The organism is Bacteroides sp. L10-4 (genome assembly GCF_013373675.1).
GTDB lineage: Bacteria > Bacteroidota > Bacteroidia > Bacteroidales > Bacteroidaceae > Bacteroides > Bacteroides muris.
This window is the reverse complement of record NZ_JABXJH010000026.1, coordinates 1-22,380: the sequence shown is the minus strand read 5'-3', so window position 1 is coordinate 22,380 and position 22,380 is coordinate 1. Positions and strand designations below refer to the sequence as shown.

At 47.1% G+C, this 22,380-nt stretch carries 11 protein-coding genes; 10 read left to right on the top strand and 1 reads right to left on the bottom strand.

The window, feature by feature from the left end:
- The first annotated feature begins 50 nt into the window (after positions 1 to 50).
- The 10 genes from topB to HU824_RS09995 all read left to right on the top strand — a co-directional run bounded on the left by topB (position 51) and on the right by HU824_RS09995 (position 21,024).
- Positions 51 to 2,138: a type IA DNA topoisomerase gene (topB, locus tag HU824_RS10040; protein WP_004291456.1), complete on the top strand. Its 2,088-nt coding sequence runs from the start codon at positions 51 to 53 to the stop codon at positions 2,136 to 2,138.
- Between the two features lie 162 nt (positions 2,139 to 2,300).
- Complete coding sequence (locus tag HU824_RS10035; RefSeq protein ID WP_004304266.1) at positions 2,301 to 2,753, top strand: DUF1896 domain-containing protein; 453 nt, start codon at positions 2,301 to 2,303, stop codon at positions 2,751 to 2,753.
- Positions 2,743 to 8,559, top strand: coding sequence for an N-6 DNA methylase (locus HU824_RS10030; RefSeq protein WP_004291462.1), 5,817 nt, complete (start codon positions 2,743 to 2,745; stop codon positions 8,557 to 8,559). The genes HU824_RS10035 and HU824_RS10030 overlap by 11 nt, the downstream gene beginning before the upstream one ends.
- 657 nt (positions 8,560 to 9,216) lie before the next feature.
- Positions 9,217 to 11,142 carry a tetracycline resistance ribosomal protection protein Tet(Q) gene (gene tet(Q), locus HU824_RS10025; RefSeq protein WP_004291466.1) on the top strand — a complete coding sequence of 642 codons (1,926 nt, stop codon included), beginning with the start codon at positions 9,217 to 9,219 and terminating at the stop codon, positions 11,140 to 11,142.
- Positions 11,142 to 13,460 (top strand): ATP-binding protein, encoded by a 2,319-nt coding sequence (locus HU824_RS10020; RefSeq protein ID WP_176468743.1) that lies wholly within the window; start codon positions 11,142 to 11,144, stop codon positions 13,458 to 13,460. The genes tet(Q) and HU824_RS10020 overlap by 1 nt, the downstream gene beginning before the upstream one ends.
- A complete protein-coding gene (locus HU824_RS10015; RefSeq protein WP_004291471.1) occupies positions 13,453 to 14,775 on the top strand; it encodes a sigma-54 dependent transcriptional regulator in 1,323 nt (440 codons plus the stop codon). The genes HU824_RS10020 and HU824_RS10015 overlap by 8 nt, the downstream gene beginning before the upstream one ends.
- 279 nt (positions 14,776 to 15,054) lie before the next feature.
- On the top strand, positions 15,055 to 15,477 hold the full coding sequence (locus HU824_RS10010) for a dihydrofolate reductase family protein (RefSeq protein ID WP_004291474.1): 423 nt from the start codon (positions 15,055 to 15,057) through the stop codon (positions 15,475 to 15,477).
- Positions 15,478 to 15,715: 238 nt separating this feature from the next.
- Positions 15,716 to 16,321 carry an RteC domain-containing protein gene (locus tag HU824_RS10005; RefSeq protein ID WP_004304269.1) on the top strand — a complete coding sequence of 202 codons (606 nt, stop codon included), beginning with the start codon at positions 15,716 to 15,718 and terminating at the stop codon, positions 16,319 to 16,321.
- Between the two features lie 301 nt (positions 16,322 to 16,622).
- Positions 16,623 to 17,753, top strand: a complete 1,131-nt coding sequence (locus HU824_RS10000) for an ATP-binding protein (RefSeq protein WP_004291480.1) — start codon at positions 16,623 to 16,625, stop codon at positions 17,751 to 17,753.
- 16 nt (positions 17,754 to 17,769) lie between these two features.
- Positions 17,770 to 21,024 (top strand): P-loop NTPase fold protein, encoded by a 3,255-nt coding sequence (locus tag HU824_RS09995; RefSeq protein WP_004291481.1) that lies wholly within the window; start codon positions 17,770 to 17,772, stop codon positions 21,022 to 21,024.
- Between the two features lie 131 nt (positions 21,025 to 21,155).
- Here the strand turns inward: HU824_RS09995 and HU824_RS09990 are convergent, their stop codons facing one another.
- Positions 21,156 to 22,370 carry a TraM recognition domain-containing protein gene (locus HU824_RS09990; protein ID WP_080693086.1) on the bottom strand — a complete coding sequence of 405 codons (1,215 nt, stop codon included), beginning with the start codon at positions 22,368 to 22,370 and terminating at the stop codon, positions 21,156 to 21,158.
- Between the last annotated feature and the right edge of the window lie 10 nt (positions 22,371 to 22,380).

The following is a 22,380-nucleotide window of genomic DNA, read 5'->3' as shown; positions in this document are numbered from 1 at the left end:
GCCACTGAATCCAAAATAAAATCCAAAGTATCAACAAAAAAGAAGAAGACATGAAGACAATCATTGCAGAAAAGCCCTCCGTGGCACGTGAAATCGCCCGCATCGTGGGCGCGACAAAGAGAGAGGAAGGATATTTCGAGGGAGGCGGTTATGCCGTGACATGGGCATTCGGACACCTCGTTCAGCTTGCCATGCCCGACGGCTACGGCGTGCGCGGATTTGTCCGTGACAACCTCCCGATTATTCCCGACACATTCACGCTCGTCCCCCGTCAGGTCAGGACGGAGAAAGGTTACAAGCCCGACAGCGGCGTGGTGTCGCAGATAAAAGTCATCAAAAGACTGTTCGACACAAGCGAACATATCATCGTGGCGACCGATGCCGGACGCGAGGGAGAGCTTATCTTCCGCTACCTCTACCACTATACGGGTTGCACCACTCCTTTCGTGCGCCTGTGGATCAGCTCTCTCACCGACAAAGCTATCCGCGAGGGACTGCGGAAACTCGAAGACGGCAGCAAATACGACAACCTCTACCTCGCCGCCAAAGCGCGGAGCGAATCCGACTGGCTCGTGGGCATCAACGGCACACAGGCGTTATCCATCGCCGCCGGACACGGCACGTATTCCGTGGGGCGGGTGCAGACACCAACGTTGGCTATGGTATGTGAACGCTACTGGGAGAACCGCCGCTTTACGTCCGAAGCATTCTGGCAGCTCCATATCGCAACGGACGGTTGCGACGGCGAAGTCGTGAAATTCTCATCCTCCGAGAAATGGAAAGAGAAAGAACCGGCGATGGAACTATATAATAAGGTAAAGGCGGCAGGTTGCGCCACTGTCACGAAAGCCGAGCGCAAGGAGAAGACGGAGGAAACTCCCTTGCTCTACGACCTGACCACGCTCCAGAAAGAAGCCAACGCCAAGCACGGCTTCACGGCGGAACAGACGCTTGAAATCGCGCAGAAACTCTACGAAAAGAAGTTGATAACCTATCCGAGAACGGGAAGCCGCTACATCCCCGAAGACGTGTTTGCCGAAATTCCCAAACTGCTCGCTTTCATCGGCACACAGCCCGAATGGAAAGACAAGGTGCGGGCAAAAGCCGCCCCGACACGCCGCAGCGTGGACGACGGCAAGGTGACAGACCACCATGCCCTGCTCGTCACGGGTGAGAAACCGCTCTTCCTCTCCAAAGAGGACAATACCATCTATCAGATGATTGCCGGGCGCATGGTCGAGGCATTCTCTGAGAAATGCGTCAAGGATGTGACCACTGTCACGGCGGAATGTGCCGGAGTGGAGTTTACCGTAAAAGGCAGCGTCGTGAAGCAAACCGGATGGCGTGCCGTCTATGGCGAGGAAAAAGAGGAAATTACCATCCCCGGCTGGCAGGAAGGCGACACGCTGACACCGAAAGGCTCGTCCATTACCGAAGGAAAGACCAAACCCAAGCCGCTGCATACCGAAGCCACCCTGCTCTCGGCAATGGAAACGGCGGGCAAGGAAATTGAGGACGACGCACTGCGGCAGGCGATGAAGGACTGTGGCATCGGTACTCCCGCCACACGCGCCTCCATCATCGAAACGCTTTTCAAGCGCGGTTACATGGAACGCTGCAAGAAGTCGCTTGTTCCCACCGAAAAAGGACTTGCCCTCAATTCCGTCGTCAAGACGATGCGCATCGCCGATGTTGCCATGACGGGCGAATGGGAAAAGGAGCTGGCGCGTATCGAGCGCGGGGAACTGTCCGACGACACCTTCCGCAAGGAGATAGAGGCGTACACACGTGAGATAACCTCCGAACTGATCTCGTGCGACAAGCTCTTCGGCAGCCGTGACTCCGGCTGCGCGTGTCCCAAGTGTGGCACGGGCAGGATGCGGTTCTACGGCAAGGTGGTACGCTGCGACAACACGGAGTGCGGACTGCCCGTGTTCCGGCTGAAAGCGGGACGCACCCTGTCCGACGATGAAATCAAAGACCTGCTCACCGAAGGGCATACCAAGCTGCTCAAAGGGTTCAAGAGCAAACAGGGCAAGAGTTTCGATGCTGTTGTCGCCTTTGACGGGGAATATAACACGACTTTTGTGTTCCCGGAGGCTAAAAAGGACAAGAAATTTTCAGGACGGAAGAAATAGTATTAACTTTGCCACTTGTTCAGAGTAATGAATTGTTCTTCGATACCGGATTACACTCATACTTTGGATTTAGTGGTGGCACTCGGAGGGATACCGAGTGCCTTTTTCTTCCTTTTTCCAACCGATTATCCCGTTAATTATCAATCCGCTAAATCCAAAGTAATGAACAACAAGAAGAAAAACGAGGGTCAGACCGACTTTTCCTATTACGGTCTGTACCTGCTGGACTATCTCCGCACGAACAAGTTTGAACAGGCTGACGACACCGCTTTCATACGGGAACGGGCCGACCGTGCCGCCGAAACGTATGAGAGGGCACGGCTTGAAGGCTATCCCGCCGATGGTGCGCAGGAACTGGCGATGGACACGCTGCTGCGCGGGCTGCATTATTCCCGTTACGCCATCCTCCGCGAAGTCGTGGAAAACGAGTTTGCCGATGAAGTGCCGGAAGAGAAGCGTGAAGCCTTTGTCCTGAAACTGCTGCCGCTTGTCGGCAACGTGTTCTCCGTCTATGACCTCTCGGATGACAATTTCGCCCTGTCTTCCGATTACGACCTGCTCTACACGGAGCTGACGGGAGCAACCGTCCTTTACTTAGACGAATATGGCGTTTAACCGCAAACAGAAACTGCGGGACAACATCGAGGCGATACGGACGGCATTCATCCTTGACAGGGAAAATAGGACAGCGACAACCGAAGAGCGTGCCATACTTCAAAGGTACTGCGGTTTCGGCGGTCTGAAATGTATCCTCAACCCTGCAAAGGAACTGACGGATGCCGTCCGGTGGGCGAAATCCGACCTCGAACTGTTCGCCCCGACGGTGGAGCTGCACAGGCTTATCCGTGAGAACAGCAAGGACGAAACAGAGTACAAGCGGTTTGTGGATTCGCTGAAAGCGTCCGTGCTGACCGCTTTCTACACCCCCAAAGAGATAACCGACACCATCGCGGACGTGCTGGCAGATTACAGCGTCCGCCCCGCCCGTATGCTCGAACCGTCGGCAGGTGTCGGCGTGTTCGTGGATTCCATGCTGCGGCACAGCCCCAATGCGGATGTGATGGCTTTCGAGAAGGATCTGCTCACGGGTACAATCTTGAGGCATCTCTATCCCGACCAGAAAATGCGCACCTGCGGTTTTGAGAAAATCGAAAGACCGTTCAACAATTATTTCGACTTGGCGGTGTCCAACATTCCGTTCGGTGACATTGCCGTGTTCGACGCGGAGTTTCAGCGGAGCGACTCTTTCGGCAGACGCTCCGCCCAGAAAACCATCCACAACTATTTCTTTCTCAAAGGACTGGATGCCGTGCGTGACGGCGGTATCGTGGCGTTCATCACCTCGCAAGGGGTATTGAATAGCACCAAGACCTCCGTGCGTAACGAGCTGTTCAGTCAGGCCAATCTGGTATCCGCGATACGCCTGCCCAACAACCTGTTCACGGACAACGCGGGCACGGAGGTGGGCAGTGACCTGATTGTCCTGCAAAAGAACCTCAGCAAGAAGGAAATGTCGCAGGACGAGCGGCTGATGACCGTGATACAGACGGACACGAAAACCGCCCTGACCGACAACGCCTATTTCATCCACCACCCGGAACGCATCGTGCATACGATGGCGAAACTTGACACAGACCCCTACGGGAAGCCCGCTATGGTTTATCTGCACGAGGGCAAGGCAGCAGGCATCGCCGGGGATTTGCGCCGTATGCTCGACGAGGATTTCCATTACAGGCTTGCCATGCGCTTGTATTCGGGTTCAATCCGGCAGGCAGGAACGGAAGAAAAAGTTGCCGTTCAAAATAAAGTAGAGCGTCCTGCCATAAAATTGGAAACAGTATCCTCGGCGCAGACGGTGGAAACTCCGACAGAAAAGCCGCAACCCGCAGATGAAAAGCCGGAGATAGAACCGCGCCCGCAATATTCCGCAGGCGTGCAGCTCACCCTGCTTGACCTCTGGGGGATGACGGAAGAGGTCAGCCAACCGAAAACCTCCAAAAAGAAAAAGACGGTGAAAAAGGCAGTTACGGCAAAGTCCACTCCGCCCAAACCGAAAGTCACGGTTACACCGACAGCTCCAACTGCAAAACCCGCAATGGAGAATAAGGAGGTGAAAGCGGAGAACACCGCCAAGCCTGCCGACCCGGACGACATCTATGCCACACTGGACTGGGATACCAATCCTCCCATCAACGGTTTCTATGAAATGATGATGGGTTTGACGCCGGAGCGTAGGAAAGAACTTCGGGAACTGGCAAGGCAGCATAACGAGAAACAAGTGGCGGAAAAGACGGAAGTGAAAGCCGTGCCGGAAACTTCCCGTGAGCAGCCACGACAGGAGGAAACACAGCCGGAGGCAGTCGCCGCACCTGCCGTTACAGATACCCCATCGGAAGCGGTGGGGACTTTCCTTTTCCCCGACATCGAAGCGGAAAAGCCGAAGGAGGAAGTCGTGGACCTTTCTCCGCGTGCCTACCACCGCACGCCGGAGATGCACCTGCGCGAAGGGTCGCTGGTGGCTGACCGGGGGCGTCATAACATCGGCTACCTGAAAGACATCACGCCATACGGGGCGACATTCCAGCCGCTCGACCTGAAAGGATACCAGAAGGAAAAGGCGTTGTTGTATGTGTCGCTGCGTGACGCCTACGAGCGTCTGTACCGTTATGAATCGCTCCGGCGCGAGGCAAATGTTCCGTGGCGAGAGCATCTGAATACCTGTTACGATGAGTTTGTCATGCGCTACGGCAACCTCAACGCCAAGCAGAACGTGAAGTTAGTGATGATGGATGCGGGCGGGCGCGACATCCTTTCGCTGGAACGGATGGAAAACGGAAAGTTCGTCAAGGCGGACATCTTCGAGCATCCTGTTTCCTTCGCGGTGGAGAGCCATGCCAACGTAGGCTCTCCCGAAGAAGCCCTGTCTGCGTCGCTCAACAAATATGGTACGGTCAATCTCGACTATATGCGGGAGATAACCGACAGCACGGCGGAGGATTTGCTCACTGCCCTGCAAGGGCGCATCTACTACAATCCGCTCGTGACCGGTTACGAAATCAAAGACCGTTTCATCGCCGGAAATGTCATAGAGAAAGCGGAACGCATAGAGGCATGGATGGGTGACAATCCCGAAAATGAGCGTATGCCGGAGGTGAAGCAGGCGTTGGAGGCTCTGAAAGATGCCGAGCCGCAGCGCATCGCCTTCGAGGATCTGGACTTCAATTTCGGGGAACGCTGGATTCCGACGGGTGTCTATGCCGCCTACATGAGCCGGCTGTTCGACACGGAGGTGAAAATCGCCTATTCCGCAAGCATGGACGAGTTTTCGGTGGTGTGCGGCTACCGCACCATGAAAATCACGGACGAGTTTCTGGTGAAGGGGTATTACCGGAACTATGACGGTATGCACCTCCTAAAACACGCCCTGCACAACACCTGCCCTGACATGATGAAGTCCATCGGCAAGGACGAGCATGGCAACGACATCAAGATGCGCGACAGCGAGGGAATACAACTCGCCAACGCCAAGATTGACGAGATACGAAACGGCTTCTCCGAATGGCTCGAAGAGCAGTCGCCGCAGTTCAAGGAGCGGCTTGTGACGATGTATAACCGCAAGTTCAACTGTTTCGTGCGCCCGCGCTACGACGGCTCCCATCAGACCTTTCCCGACCTCAACCTGAAAGGGCTGGCAAGCCGGGGTATCAAGAGCGTCTATCCCTCACAGATGGATTGCGTCTGGATGTTGAAACAGAACGGCGGCGGAATTTGCGACCACGAGGTGGGAACCGGTAAGACGCTGATAATGTGCATCGCCGCGCATGAGATGAAGCGTCTGAATTTGGCACACAAGCCGATGATTATCGGGCTGAAAGCCAACGTTGCGGAGATTGCAGCCACCTATCAGGCGGCATATCCCAACGCACGTATTCTGTACGCTTCGGAGAAGGACTTTTCGACCGCCAACCGTGTGCGCTTCTTCAATAATATAAAGAACAACGACTACGATTGCGTCATCATGTCGCACGACCAGTTCGGCAAGATACCGCAGTCGCCGGAATTGCAGCAGCGCATCCTGCAAGCAGAGCTTGACACGGTGGAGGAAAACCTCGAAGTGCTACGGCAGCAGGGAAAGAACGTGTCGCGGGCGATGCTGAAAGGATTGGAGAAGCGCAAGCACAACCTTGAAGCGAAGCTGGAGAAGGTGGAACACGCCATAAAGTCACGCACGGACGACGTGGTGGATTTCAAGCAGATGGGCATCGACCACATCTTCATAGATGAGAGCCACCAGTTCAAGAATCTGACTTTCAACACGCGCCACGACCGTGTGGCGGGATTGGGAAACAGCGAGGGAAGCCAGAAGGCACTTAACATGCTCTTTGCCATACGCACCATACAGGAGCGCACAGGAAAAGACTTGGGTGCGACCTTCCTCTCCGGCACGACTATCAGCAACTCACTGACTGAATTGTACCTGCTGTTCAAGTACCTGCGCCCGAAGGAGCTGGAACGGCAGGACATAAGGTGTTTCGACGCTTGGGCGGCGATATTTGCCAAGAAGACGACGGATTTTGAATTTAACGTGACGAACAATGTGGTCCAGAAGGAGCGTTTCCGCTACTTCATCAAAGTGCCGGAGCTTGCCGCCTTCTATAATGAAATCACGGACTACCGCACGGCGGAGGATGTGGGCGTTGACCGTCCTGCCAAGAACGAGATACTGCACCATATACCGCCCACGCCGGAACAGGAGGACTTCATACAGAAACTGATGCAGTTCGCCAAGACGGGCGATGCCACCTTGTTGGGCAGGCTGCCGCTTTCGGAAACGGAAGAAAAGGCGAAGATGCTCATCGCCACGGACTATGCCCGGAAAATGGCACTCGACATGCGCATGATAGACCCGAATTACGAAGATCATCCCGACAACAAAGCGAGTCACTGTGCCAAGATGATCGCGGAGTATTATCAAAAATACGACGCCCAGAAAGGCACGCAGTTCGTTTTCTCTGATTTGGGGACATACCAGCCGGGCGACGGGTGGAACGTCTATTCGGAAATCAAGCGCAAACTGACGGAGGACTACGGTATACCGCCAAGCGAGGTGCGCTTCATTCAGGAGTGCAAGACCGACAAGGCGCGGAAGGCGGTGATAGACGCCATGAACGCCGGGACGGTGCGTGTGCTGTTCGGCTCTACCTCTATGCTCGGAACGGGTGTGAACGCCCAGAAACGGTGTGTGGCTATCCATCATCTCGATACGCCGTGGCGACCGTCCGACTTGCAACAGCGTGACGGACGCGGAGTTAGGGCAGGTAATGAGATTGCCAAACATTTCGCCGGGAACAACGTGGATGTAATCATCTACGCGGTGGAGAAGTCACTGGACAGCTACAAGTTCAACCTCCTGCACTGCAAGCAGACTTTCATAAGCCAGCTCAAAAGCGGTGCGATGGGTGCGCGTACCATCGACGAGGGGGCAATGGACGAAAAATCGGGCATGAATTTCTCGGAATACATGGCGTTGCTCTCCGGCAATACCGACCTGTTGGACAAGGCGAAACTGGAAAAGCGGATCGCATCGCTCGAAGGGGAACGCAAGTCGTTCAACAAGGGCAAGCGTGATTCGGAGTTCAAGCTGGAGTCAAAGACCGGCGAGTTGCGCAACAACACGGCTTTCATAGATGCCATGACGGAGGACTGGAACCGCTTCCTGTCGGTGGTGCAGACCGACAAGGAGGGCAACCGCCTTAATATAATAAAGGTGGACGGAGTGGATTCCGCCGATGAGAAGGTCATCGGAAAGCGTTTGCAGGAGATAGCCAAGAATGCCACGACCGGAGGGTTGTACACGCAGGTCGGTGAACTTTACGGTTTTCCGATAAAGGTGGTGAGCGAAAGGATACTCAAAGAGGGATTGGAGTTCACCGACAACCGCTTCGTGGTCGAGGGGAACTACAAGTACACCTACAACAACGGGCATCTGGCGATGGCTGACCCGTTGGCCGCCGCCCGCAACTTCCTCAACGCGATGGAGAGGATACCCTCCATCATCGACCAGTACAAGGCGAAGAACGAGGTGCTGGAGATGGAGATACCGCAGTTACAGGAGATAGCGGGTAAGGTGTGGAAGAAGGAGGACGAGCTGAAGCAGTTGAAGTCCGAACTTGCCGCCCTTGACCGAAAAATTCAGCTGGAGCTTGCGCCACCCACGCCCGAAGTCGCAGAAAAGGAGAATGAAGGGCAACAGCTCAAGCCGGAAGCGGAAGATGTGAGGAACAGGCAGGCGCAATATCCCGAAAATGCACCGCCGCAGATACGCAGTCCGGCGGATAGTATCGTTGCCAACCATGTCATAATCGGGCGTCCGGGACTGTATGCCAAGGAGGAAACCCGGTCCAAAGGATTGAAAATATAACCTAAGGAATTTTATCTGAAGTATTAATAAGGGCTATCCCAAAAGGTCTAAAAGTAAATTTTATCCTTTCTGCAAGTATCTATAGGATGGCAACTGCATTTTTTTCTTTTTGGGCAGCCCTTATTAAAATTTATTCTTATTTTAGGTTATATACATTCATGTCCATTTATGTAAAAAATTCCTGCTGACCTTGTTTATGTCTTGTCAGTCACCATTTGCAAAACCATATTTGACCCTCAAAGAGGCTGAATTTGATAAGTAACTTGCTACATACTCATAATAAGGAGCTAAATAGAACACGAATGGGAAATACACAAATGCTAAACTAAAGAAGATATTGGCCAAAATAAACGCTATACCGAGAGAGAAACTTGATTTTTCAACTTCCTAAAACGGTGTTGTTCAAACATTTCTACTTATTTGTACTTGCCAGTTGAACCTACGCTTCCCTAATAAAATGTCTATGGTAAAAAGTTAAAAAATCCTCCCACTTTTGTTAGATATATTTTTTTGTGTAATTTTGTAATCGTTATGCGGCAGTAATAATATACATATTAATACGAGTTAGTAATCCTGTAGTTCTCATATGCTACGAGGAGGTATTAAAAGGTGCGTTTCGACAATGCATCTACTGTAGTATATTATTGCTTAATCCAAATGAATATTATAAATTTAGGAATTCTTGCTCACATTGATGCAGGAAAAACTTCCGTAACCGAGAATCTGCTGTTTGCCAGTGGAGCAACGGAAAAGTGCGGCCGTGTGGATAATGGTGACACCATAACGGACTCTATGGATATAGAGAAACGTAGAGGAATTACTGTCCGGGCTTCTACGACATCTATTATCTGGAATGGAGTGAAATGCAATATCATTGACACTCCGGGACACATGGATTTTATTGCGGAAGTGGAGCGGACATTCAAAATGCTTGATGGAGCAGTCCTCATCTTATCCGCAAAGGAAGGCATACAAGCGCAGACAAAGTTGCTGTTCAGTACTTTACAAAAGCTGCAAATCCCGACAATTATATTTATCAATAAGATTGACCGTGCCGGTGTGAATTTGGAGCGTTTGTATATGGATATAAAAACAAATCTGTCGCAAGATGTCCTGTTTATGCAAACTGTTGTCGATGGATCGGTTTATCCGGTTTGCTCCCAAACATATATAAAGGAAGAATACAAAGAATTTGTATGCAACCATGACGACGATATATTAGAACGATATTTGGCGGATAGCGAAATTTCACCGGCTGATTATTGGAATACGATAATCGCTCTTGTGGCAAAAGCCAAAGTCTATCCGGTGCTACATGGATCAGCAATGTTCAATATCGGTATCAATGAGTTGTTGGACGCCATTTCTTCTTTTATACTTCCTCCGGCATCAGTCTCAAACAGACTTTCAGCTTATCTCTATAAGATAGAGCATGACCCCAAAGGGCATAAAAGAAGTTTTCTTAAAATAATTGACGGAAGTCTGAGACTTCGAGACGTTGTAAGAATCAACGATTCGGAAAAATTCATCAAGATTAAAAATCTAAAGACTATTTATCAGGGCAGAGAGATAAATGTTGATGAAGTGGGTGCCAATGATATCGCGATTGTAGAAGATATAGAAGATTTTCGAATCGGAGATTATTTAGGTGCTAAACCTTGTTTGATTCAAGGATTATCTCATCAGCATCCCGCTCTCAAATCCTCCGTCCGGCCAAATAAGCCCGAAGAGAGAAGCAAGGTGATATCCGCTCTGAATACATTGTGGATTGAAGACCCGTCTTTGTCCTTTTCCATAAACTCATATAGTGATGAATTGGAAATCTCGTTATATGGTTTGACCCAAAAGGAAATCATACAGACATTGCTGGAAGAACGATTTTCCGTAAAGGTCCATTTTGATGAGATCAAGACTATCTACAAAGAACGACCTATAAAAAAGGTCAATAAGATTATTCAGATCGAAGTACCACCCAACCCTTACTGGGCCACAATAGGGCTGACTCTTGAACCCTTACCGTTAGGGGCAGGGTTGCAAATCGAAAGTGACATCTCCTATGGTTATCTGAACCATTCTTTTCAAAATGCCGTTTTTGAAGGGATTCGTATGTCTTGCCAATCTGGTTTACATGGATGGGAAGTGACAGATCTGAAAGTAACTTTTACTCAAGCCGAGTATTATAGCCCGGTAAGTACACCTGCTGATTTCAGACAGCTGACCCCTTATGTCTTCAGGCTGGCTTTGCAACAGTCAGGTGTGGACATTCTCGAACCGATGCTCTGTTTTGAGTTGCAGATACCCCAAGTAGCGAGTTCCAAAGCTATTACAGATTTGCAAAAACTGATGTCTGAGATTGAAGACATCAGTTGTAATAATGAGTGGTGTCATATTAAAGGGAAAGTTCCATTAAATACAAGTAAAGACTATGCCTCAGAAGTAAGTTCGTACACTAAGGGCTTAGGCATTTTTATGGTTAAGCCATGTGGGTATCAAATAACAAAAGACGGTTATTCTGATAATATCCGCATGAACGAAAAAGATAAACTTTTATTCATGTTCCAAAAATCAATGTCATTAAAATAATGGAGCGGTCAGGAAATTTCTATAAGGCAATACGGTTGGGATATATACTTATCTCCATTCTTATCGGATGTATGGCATATAATAGCCTCTATGAATGGCAGGAGATAGAAGCATTAGAACTTGGCAATAAAAAAATAGACGAGCTCCGAAAAGAAATAAACAATATCAATATTCAAATGATAAAATTTTCTCTATTGGGTGAAACAATACTGGAATGGAACGATAAAGATATCGAGCATTACCATGCACGGCGTATGGCAATGGACAGTATGCTCTGCCGTTTCAAGGCCACCTATCCAGCAGAGCGCATCGATAGTGTGCGCAGTCTTTTAGAGGATAAGGAACGACAGATGTTCCAGATAGTCCGGTTAATGGATGAACAACAATCTATTAACAAGAAGATAGCCAATCAAATTCCGGTTATTGTACAGAAAAGTGTGCAGGAACAGTCCAAAAAGCCAAAACGAAAAGGTTTCTTAGGCATATTCGGCAAAAAAAAGGAAGTAACTCCAGCAGTATCAACCACTATCCTTCATTCGGTCAATAGAAACGTAATCAGCGAACAGAAAGTGCAGGATCGCCAATTGTCGGAACAAGCCGACAGCCTTGCAGCTCGTAATGCAGAACTTAACAGACAACTGCAAGAATTGATTTGCCAAATAGAAGAAAAGGTACAAACCGAACTGCAAAGCCGGGAAAACGAAATAGTTGCCATGCGTGAAAAGTCATTTATGCAAGTAGGCGGTTTAATGGGATTCGTTCTTCTATTGTTGTTAATTTCCTACATCATCATACATCGTGATGCAAAAAGCATTAAACAATACAAGCACAAGACAACTGATTTGATAAGGCAACTGGAACAATCCGTACAACGGAACGAGGCACTGATAACGTCAAGGAAGAAGGCGGTACATACTATCACCCATGAACTGCGCACACCGCTGACAGCAATAACAGGCTATGCCGGACTGATACGGAAAGAACAGTGTGAGGATAAGTCCGGGCAGTATATCCAAAACATACTGCAATCCTCCGACCGTATGCGGGATATGCTTAACACTTTGCTTGACTTCTTCCGCCTGGACAACGGCAAGGAACAGCCCCGTCTGTCACCCTGCCGGATTTCAGCAATCACGCACACACTTGAAACGGAGTTCATGCCTGTTGCCGTGAACAAAGGGCTGTCCTTGTCCGTGAAGACTGGACACGATGCCATTGTATTGACCGACAAAGAGCGAATAATACAAATCGGGAATAACCTGCTGTCAAACGCTGTCAAGTTCACAGAAGAAGGCGGTGTTTCTTTGATTACTGAATATGATAATGGAGTTCTGACACTGGTCGTTGAAGATACAGGTACAGGCATGACAGAAGAGGAACAGAAACAAGCGTTCGGTGCGTTTGAACGTCTATCAAATGCCGCCGCAAAGGAGGGTTTCGGGCTTGGGCTTGCCATAATGCGTAATATTGTGTCGATGCTTGGCGGAACAATCCGTTTAGACAGCAAGAAAGGGAAAGGCAGTCGTTTCACAGTTGAAATTTCTATGCAGGAAGCTGAAGAACAGCTTGGATATACAAGCAATACACCTGTTTATCATAACAATAAATTCCATGATGTTGTCGCCATTGACAATGATGAGGTATTACTTCTGATGCAGAAAGAGATGTATTCCCAAGAAGGAATACACTGCGACACTTGCACCGATGCTGCGGCACTGATGGAAATGATACGCCAGAAAGAATACAGCCTGTTGCTGACAGACTTGAATATGCCCGATATAAACGGTTTCGAATTGCTGGAACTGTTGCGTTCGTCCAACGTGGGCAATTCACCAACAATCCCGGTGGTTGTGGCAACCGCTTCGGGCAGTTGTAACAAAGGGGAACTATTGGCAAAAGGCTTTGCCGGATGCCTGTTCAAACCGTTCTCCATATCGGAACTGATGGAGGTTTCCGACAGGTGTGCCATAAAAGCGACACCGGACGGGAAACCGGACTTTTCCGCCTTATTGTCCTATGGCAATGAAGCCGTCATGCTGGAAAAGTTGATAACTGAAACAGAAAAGGAAATGCAGGCGGTACGGGATGCAGCAAAAGAAAAAGACCTGCAAAAGCTGGATTCCCTGATCCACCACCTGCGCAGTTCGTGGGAGGTGCTCCGTGCCGACCAACCGCTGAATGTACTTTACGGATTGCTTCGTGGCGATGCTCTCCCGGATGGTGAAGCGTTAAGCCATGCCGTGACTGCCGTGCTGGATAAGGGAGTGGAAATAATACGGTTGGCAGAAGAGGAAAGGAGAAAATACGAAGATGAATAAGACAAAAATAATTGTGGTGGAAGACAACATCGTGTATTGCGAATATGTCTGCAATATGCTGTCACGGGAGGGCTACCGCAATATGAAGGCTTACCACCTCTCAACCGCGAAGAAACATCTGCAACAGGCAACAGATAATGATATCGTGGTTGCCGACCTGCGTCTGCCTGACGGCAGTGGCATAGACCTTTTGTGCTGGATGCGAAAGGAGGGAAAGATGCAGCCCTTCATCATTATGACCGACTACGCCGAAGTTAATACCGCCGTGGAAAGCATGAAACTCGGCTCGATAGACTATATTCCCAAACAGCTTGTGGAGGATAAACTTGTCCCCCTGATCCGTTCCATACTGAAAGAACGTCAGGCAGGACAACGCCGTATGCCTATATTCGCCCGTGAAGGTTCCGCCTTTCAGAAAATCATGCACCGCATAAGGCTGGTAGCCGCCACCGATATGAGCGTGATGATATTTGGTGAGAACGGCACGGGCAAGGAGCATATTGCCCACCTGTTGCATGACAAGAGCAAACGTGCAGGCAAGCCATTTGTGGCGGTGGACTGCGGTTCACTCTCCAAAGAGCTTGCACCGTCGGCTTTCTTCGGACACGTCAAAGGTGCATTTACAGGTGCGGACAATGCCAAGAAAGGATATTTCCATGAGGCGGAAGGCGGCACGTTGTTTCTGGACGAGGTAGGAAACCTCGCGTTGGAAACCCAACAGATGTTGCTCCGTGCCATACAGGAGAGGCGGTATCGCCCGGTCGGAGACAAGGCAGACCGGAATTTCAATGTCCGCATCATCGCTGCTACCAATGAAGATTTGGAGGTATCGGTGAATGAAAAGCGTTTTCGGCAGGATCTTCTGTACCGCCTGCACGACTTCGGGATAACCGTTCCTCCGTTGCGTGACTGTCAAGAAGACATTATGCCGCTGGCAGAGTTCTTCCGTGATATGGCAAACAGAGAGCTGGAGTGTAGCGTGAGCGGGTTCAGTTCCGAAGCACGTAAAGCGTTGCTGACACACGCATGGCCGGGCAACGTGCGGGAACTTCGGCAGAAAGTTATGGGTGCTGTATTGCAGGCGCAGGAAGGTGTTGTCATGAAAGAGCATCTGGAACTTGCCGTGACGAAACCGACCTCTACTGTCAGCTTCGCCTTGCGCAATGACGCGGAGGATAAGGAGCGGATATTGCGTGCGTTGAAACAGGCAAACGGCAACCGGAGTGTCGCCGCAGAACTGCTCGGCATAGGCAGGACAACACTATACAGCAAACTTGAAGAGTATGGACTTAAATATAAATTCAAGCAATCATAGCCCGTAATTCACTGAATTTGGCTATCTTTGCATAACATTTGAGAAAAACGGCGATTGGCAGGAGCTTTTCGCCGCCAACATATAGGATAAGACCGCAAGGCGTTTCAAGCGAAAATCTGGTAAATTGGAACTACGGAGACGATTGCGTGATGCTTATGCTATGCTTACGCATAGCGTGCATTCACGTACTCTCCGTAAAGGCTTTACCAGAGCCATCGCTTGAAGGTAGTGTGAATTGCACGCTACTTTTTTACCCTTGCCTAACGAAAGGAAACGATTATGGGTAAAGTTCAGATTCTCGCCGTACTGACGATGGACGGATGTCTTTCTTCAGAGTTATATGATAAAGCACATCAGGATTTGTGCCTTGACCGTTGCGGTCTTGATGAAATCAGGAAGAAAGCCTTTTACCGTGTGACACCGGACTATTCCATTTCAATGCTGCACGAATGGAGAAAAGACTGCACAAACATCCGTTACCTCGCGGAAGCCACACCGGACACGGCAGACTATATAAACGGACTGCTGCGGATGCACGCTGTGGATGAAATCATACTATACACCGTTCCTTTCATATCCGGAAGCGGACGACATTTTTTTAAGTCGGCTCTGCCAGAGCAACACTGGACGCTTTCCTCTTTGAAAAGCTATCCCAACGGTGTATGTCGCATTATCTATATCCTTGATAAAAAAGCAAGATAGCCAAAATGTGCGGCAAGCATACATTTCTATTTTCAGGAATAGAATAAATGTTCCGATTACAAACAATTTAAGTCGGAGATAATTTGTCCTTGTGAAAAAATACTGAATTTTATACCTCTGAAATCCAGCACTTTGTAAAATTGAGTGTTGGATTTTTTATTTTCTGCCGCGTTTTTTGCCAATTATATTCATGTGCGCACGCAGAAAACAAAGTGTAATTTTCAAAATTGACAGAACCATGAATTATTTCTTGCTGGCGGAAACCGACTTTTTCCGCCTGATAAACGAAGCCGGCGACTGCAATATGGAAACGGCATACACGGCTTTCGCCACCCAAGTGATCGAACTGTGCAACGGCGGCATGGACATGAACCTTACCGTCATCGCGCTTGCCTACATCGAAATCGAGTTGCAGCACCATCCCGTACGTAATCTGTCAGAAGAAAAAAGAGAGATTGCCGCCTACGTCAGCAAGGCTCTGTCTTTCGTAAGAAAGATGCAGAAATTCCTTGCCACGCCCCAAGTGCCACCACTAATATCCGCCAACAACGCAACAGAAACCACCGCCAGCCTTCTTCAATGGACGGGCAATGCCATCGACCTCGTGGAACTTATCTACGGCATAGACGTGATGGGCTGCATCAACAACGGCAATATGCCGCTCAAACAGCTCGCCCCACTTCTCTATAAGATATTCGGGGTTGATTCTAAAGACTGCTACCGCTTCTACACTGATATCAAACGCCGGAAGAACGAAAGCCGCACCTATTTCATTGACAGGATGCAGGAAAAACTGAACGAGAGAATGTTGCGTGATGAGGAGTTGGAGCGGATGAGAAAATAAAAAAATATCCATTACATATGAGAAGACAGGAATACTCGTATCCTGTCTTTTTATTTTCATTTAATTATATATTAATTAGCACAATATATGTGAGTTTTTCATTCCTATAAGGACAAATTTCAGAAACGTATGTCTGGTAAATTATTGAGTCATCATAGTATGAACATATATCATTACTAAAAACAATGAAACAACTTCCATAAGATTGTGGTTGTAAAAATCGCCATTTAATAGCCCGTTTTTTTTGTAAAATTCGCCAATTAAAAAAATATGATTATCTTTGCATTATATTTTATAAGGTATGGAAACAGTAAATAGAATACTTCAAGAGAAGATTACAGCACGAATCGCGCCCAATAAAGCAGTACTGATTTTTGGTGCTCGCCGTGTTGGTAAAACGGTAATGATGCGTAAAATTGTGGACAACTATTCAGGTAGGACGATGATGCTCAACGGCGAAGACTACGACACATTAGCACTATTGGAGAATCGCTCAATAGCCAATTATCGGCATTTATTGGATGGTATTGATTTGCTGGCTATTGATGAGGCACAGAACATACCACAAATCGGTAGTATTCTGAAGTTGATAGTTGATGAAATACCGGGAATAAGTGTCTTGGCAAGTGGTTCTTCGTCATTCGATTTGCTGAATAAGACTGGTGAACCGTTGGTCGGCCGCAGTACGCAATTTCTCCTTACACCATTCTCGCAACGGGAAATCGCACAGACGGAAACGGCACTTGAAACCCGCCAGAACCTCGAAGCGCGCTTGATTTACGGTTCCTATCCCGAAGTAGTAATGATGGAGAACTATGAACGTAAAACAGACTACCTACGTGATATTGTCGGTGCATACCTGCTTAAAGATATCTTAGCAATTGACGGCTTAAAAAATTCGAGCAAGATGCGCGATCTACTGCGATTGATAGCTTTTCAGTTGGGCAGCGAAGTTTCTTACGAAGAGTTAGGTAAACAACTCGGCATGAGCAAGACGACCGTTGAAAAATACCTCGACCTATTGGAAAAGGTCTTCGTTATCTATCGTCTGGGGGCTTATTCGCGTAACCTACGCAAGGAGGTTACAAAAGCTGGCAAGTGGTACTTCTACGACAACGGCATTCGCAATGCCATTATCGGGGCTTTCTCACCGCTGGCCATTCGGCAGGATGTCGGTGCGCTGTGGGAGAACTACATCATCGGAGAGCGGCGCAAAGCGAACTTCAATGAGGGACTGCACAGGGAGTTCTATTTCTGGCGCACCTACGACAAACAGGAAATCGACCTGATTGAGGAGAGTGCCGACAGTCTTACCGCCTTGGAGTTCAAGTGGGGAAATAAAATGCCGGCCGCACCGAAAGCCTTCCAAGAAGCCTATCCCTATGCCGAGTTTCATGTGGTAAATCGGGAGAATTATTTGGAGTTCGTATAATCAATAAATTACGTATATGGAAACAAAACTACAATCCAAACAGCAATATCCGCGGTTTATCCAAAATAAACCGTGTGGTATTGACAAATTCGATGGAGGTTCGCAAGAAAGGTTGGCAAAAACTATTGCTCGCCATTTTTGTCAGAATGATTCATTGGATGAGGAATGTACTTTACCTCGAATTATCGGCATCGAAGGTATTTGGGGATCTGGAAAATCCAACGTGGTTAAAATGTTGGAACGTGAATTATCAGACGACTATTACTTTTTTGAGTATGACGCATGGGGACATCAAGAGGACTTGCAACGCCGCTCTATATTGGAATTGCTTACAAGCAAACTTATTGATGATGGTATCCTATCTGGAAATGCAACAATAAAAGTCAAAGGTGGAGGTACGAAAACCGTATCATGGTCTGAAAAGCTGAAATATTTATTAGCCCGTAAAACGGAGACCGTAACCGAAAAATATCCCCTTATCAGTAATGGTATGGTTGCGGCATTTTTGGTTGCAGTTTTAACTCCGATATTTACATTTATTGCGTATGCAGTAAAACCTACACCCACAACATGGTGGTTTTCTTTATTGTCTATTATCATAGCTGCACTGCCAGTTCTTATTGCATTGTGCGTTTGGAAATGGGCATATAGCAAAGATCATAAATATGGATGGAGTTATATGTTAGCTATTTATCAAGATAAAGTCGAAAAGGACGTTTGCTATGAGACTTTGAGCGAAGACGAACCAACGGTTTACGAGTTCAAAACATGGATGCAAGACATTTCTGATTTTATCAAGGAAAAAGGACAACGTAAATTAGTCCTTGTTTTTGACAACATGGATCGTCTCCCCGCTGAAAAAGTAAAAGAATTATGGTCTTCTATCCATACGTTCTTCGCCGATAGCGGTTTTGAAAATGTTTGGGCTGTTATTCCTTTCGATGAAACACATTTAGCTTGTGCATTCGGAGATGAGACCGACGAACAAACGAAACAACTGACCAAGTATTTTATCAATAAAACTTTCCCTATTGTTTATCGTGTTGCTCCTCCTGTTATTACCGACTATCGAAGTATATTCAACAAACTGTTTGTTGAAGCATTTGGAGAAACAGAAAATGAAGCGAAAGAAACTATAAATCGGATATTCAGATTGGTAAATCCTAATGCCAATGTTAGGGAAATTATATCATATATCAATGAGATGGTCGCTCTTAAACAAGAGTGGTGTAACGAAATTTTGATGATAAACATAGCATTGTTCTGTTTGAAGAAGACGGATATTCTGGCAAATCCAGTAGAACAAATATTGTCCGGCGACTATCTGAATGGCATTCAAACAATAATTAACAATGATCTGCAAACACAACGCGAAATTGCAGCTTTGGTATATGGTGTCGATGTTGAAGATGCTCGACAAATTCCATTGAAAAAATATATTGAAGGCTGCATCAACGGAGAAGAAGACCACGACATAAATCAATATGCAGAGACTAATAAACAATTTGACACTGTATTAGAAGAAGTTATACAATGTATGGACAATGCGCTTATCGATAAGATTATACATTGTTTGCATAAATTAACTCGAAAGAGCGATGTTATTCTGCGTGTATGGCAAAGAATAGCACAATTGAAATTAAAAGAATCCATAGAGAAGCAGGTGTTCCCTGTCGAATACCAAGAACTGCTGTTGCATTTAGACACGGAAAGCCAAAACCATGTGATTGCTCAATTATATAAGAAGATAGTTCGGTTCAATGACTTCAATGGCGGCGACTATTTCAAAACGTTAGATGCAATAGACAGGTTTATTGCGCAAAATAAGTTGGCGTGCGATTTTACGTCATTGATTGAAGCAAAAACAGTCAAGCCAAATACATTTATCGATTATATTCAAGCTGCAAATGCAACAGATGCTGCCTATCGGGATAACGCGACAACTAAAGCATATAAATATTATCAAGTAGCAACAAATTCGGAGGCGCTCGATAATTATTTGGCAAACTTACTACCCGATAATTTCGACCATGCAGATATTGTAAAAACGTTAAAAGATAATTCTACCTATACGTTTCCAACGCTTTTGCAAGCGATCACGAATTGCATTGATGAACAGAATGTAAATAAAGATAATATAGGGGCTATATTTACAACCTATCGTTTATTGGCATCTGACGAAGAAAGACCTTTACCTGTAACGTTAGATTCAACCTACATAAATCAGTTGCATTCTGAATTAGAAACTGATGGCCGAAACATTAAAGAGTCTGGATATTACGATTTAGTCGCCATGCAATTGGCACATGGTCATTCCGTTTCCTTAATAGAGGGTGGAGATATAAAATATGTTGCAGAACTCATGGACTATTATGTGGATCATGGAGACTTATTAGTAAATAGTGTGGGATGGAATATACCGCTATTAAATGAAACACTACAATACATGGTAAATCATAAACTTGGCTATAAATTATTGCTCTCAGACATATTGCCCCAATTTGAAGATATTAAGAACAGAATAGGTGTAACGGATGAGGTATTTATCGAGCATTTAGCAGAGTGGAATACCGATTTGGATAAGTATATCACTAAGAACAATATTAAAGATGTAATTCCTGACGCATCTTTTTACGATTTGACCACTAAAATAAGCAATGTCCTGACCGATCATATCAATAAAATAGCGTTCGAAGCGTTGTCTGAAATAAGTGTTGATACATTATACGCCCAAAGAACAGCACATACATCATATTATTGGTTTGTCGCAATAAAACATTTACTGGCTAAAATCAAATCCTTGCCAGATAACTTGACTGAATTTGGCAAAAAGATTCTGATGGATATTGCTTCTGGAACTCAAAGTTTGAATCCTTTCCCTAATTGTTTCAAGAATATAGTTGAAAGATTGGATAAACGAAAAATTAAATCGACAGTTACCGATATAAGAAATGATTTCTGCATCGGTAAAAAGACTATCAATGCAATAAAGTTTCAATTTTTCGAAACATGGCTTAGATCGCATGGTAATTTGAAAAGTCAAGCTGGAGACGTTATTGATAAAATAGTGAAACCTGTAATTTCCGATGGGGCATGCCGTTCATTGATTCTGCAAAACAAAGATTTTTATATGGATTTAATAAATACAGCAGGGGATGATGCTTATGAATTGAAAAAGAGTCTCCGAAACCTCATACAAAAAGATTCAGATCCGCAATTGGTTAAATTTGTCAATTCGATAGATTCAGTACCTGAGGTTGAAACCGCGTAAGTATTTGTCTAACAAGTCCGAATTTTACGATTTTACCCGTCAGAACTGAAGTGCCCCCCAAAAAAATTGTATCCAACTTTTGGGGGTCACTTCAAACTTCGATAGGGATAATTTTCAATTTTGGGGACTTGTTAGACAGTCTCATTATCTGGTAGCAGTTTACACAGCACCGGATCGTTTTTGATACGCTCCAGTTCCTCCTGCACAATCTGCTTCACCTCTTCCTTGATGCGCCGGTAGTTCGCCTGCACCGTTTCCTTCATGCGGTCGTTGCCGTCCTCGTCCGTGAAGTTTGTAATGACGGGAATTTTCTTGTAGGCACTTTCTTCCCGTTTCACCTTTTCGGCATCCACCACAATCTCGCAATGAAAAATCTTCTGCTCGATACGCTCGTTGAAGTTGTCGGATACAGAACCGACAAACATTCCCTGCGTAAGCCCGGAAATCTTACTCGGTGGAATGAGCGCGTCCATCTGCGTGTTGATGGAGGTGGAAACATCCTGCCGGTTGATGGAGATGGACTGCCGTTTCTGCAACACCTTACCGAACCGCTCGGAGAGCGTCTTGGCTGTTTCCCCCACCACCTGACCGGAGAAAATATTGCCGACAGTGTTCATCACCACTTTCGCCTCTTTGTCCCCGTAGTCACGCACTAACTGGCTGAAATCCTGAAAGCCCAGACACACGGCAACCTTGTTGCTTCGGGCGGTAGCTATAAGATTGTCCAACCCTTTGAAGTATATTGTGGGCAACTCGTCGATGATGACCGATGACTTCAGCATCCCCTTCTTGTTGATGAGCTTCACGATACGGGAATTATACAGACCGAGTGCCGCACCGTAGATATTCTGACGGTCGGGATTGTTACCCACGCAGAGGATTTTCGGCTCTTCGGGATTGTTGATGTCCAGCGTAAACTCGCTGTCTGACATCACCCAGTAGAGCTGCGGTGAAATCATCCTCGAAAGCGGGATTTTTGCCGACGCTATCTGACCCATGAGCTGCTCCGCAGCCCCTCCAAGCCACGCATCCATGAACGGCGAAAGGTAGTTCTCCAGCTCCGGATAAGAGGTCAGTATCGGAAATATATCCTCGTAACGGCGGTTCAGAAACTCGATAGCATGGGGAAACGTGCAAAACTTCCCGTTCTGATAGATTTTGAGATACCAGATAATACTGGCAAACAGAATGATAGGTGACTCCACGAAGAAGTCGCCCTGCTTTTGCACATCGGGTAAGTCAAGGGCATTGCTGCCCCCTTCTCCCCTAAGAACCGTACGTGAGAGTTTCCCCTCATACGGCTCAAGCAACTCAATATTTCTATTTGTTGTTAGAAATCGGCTCATACTTTCAACA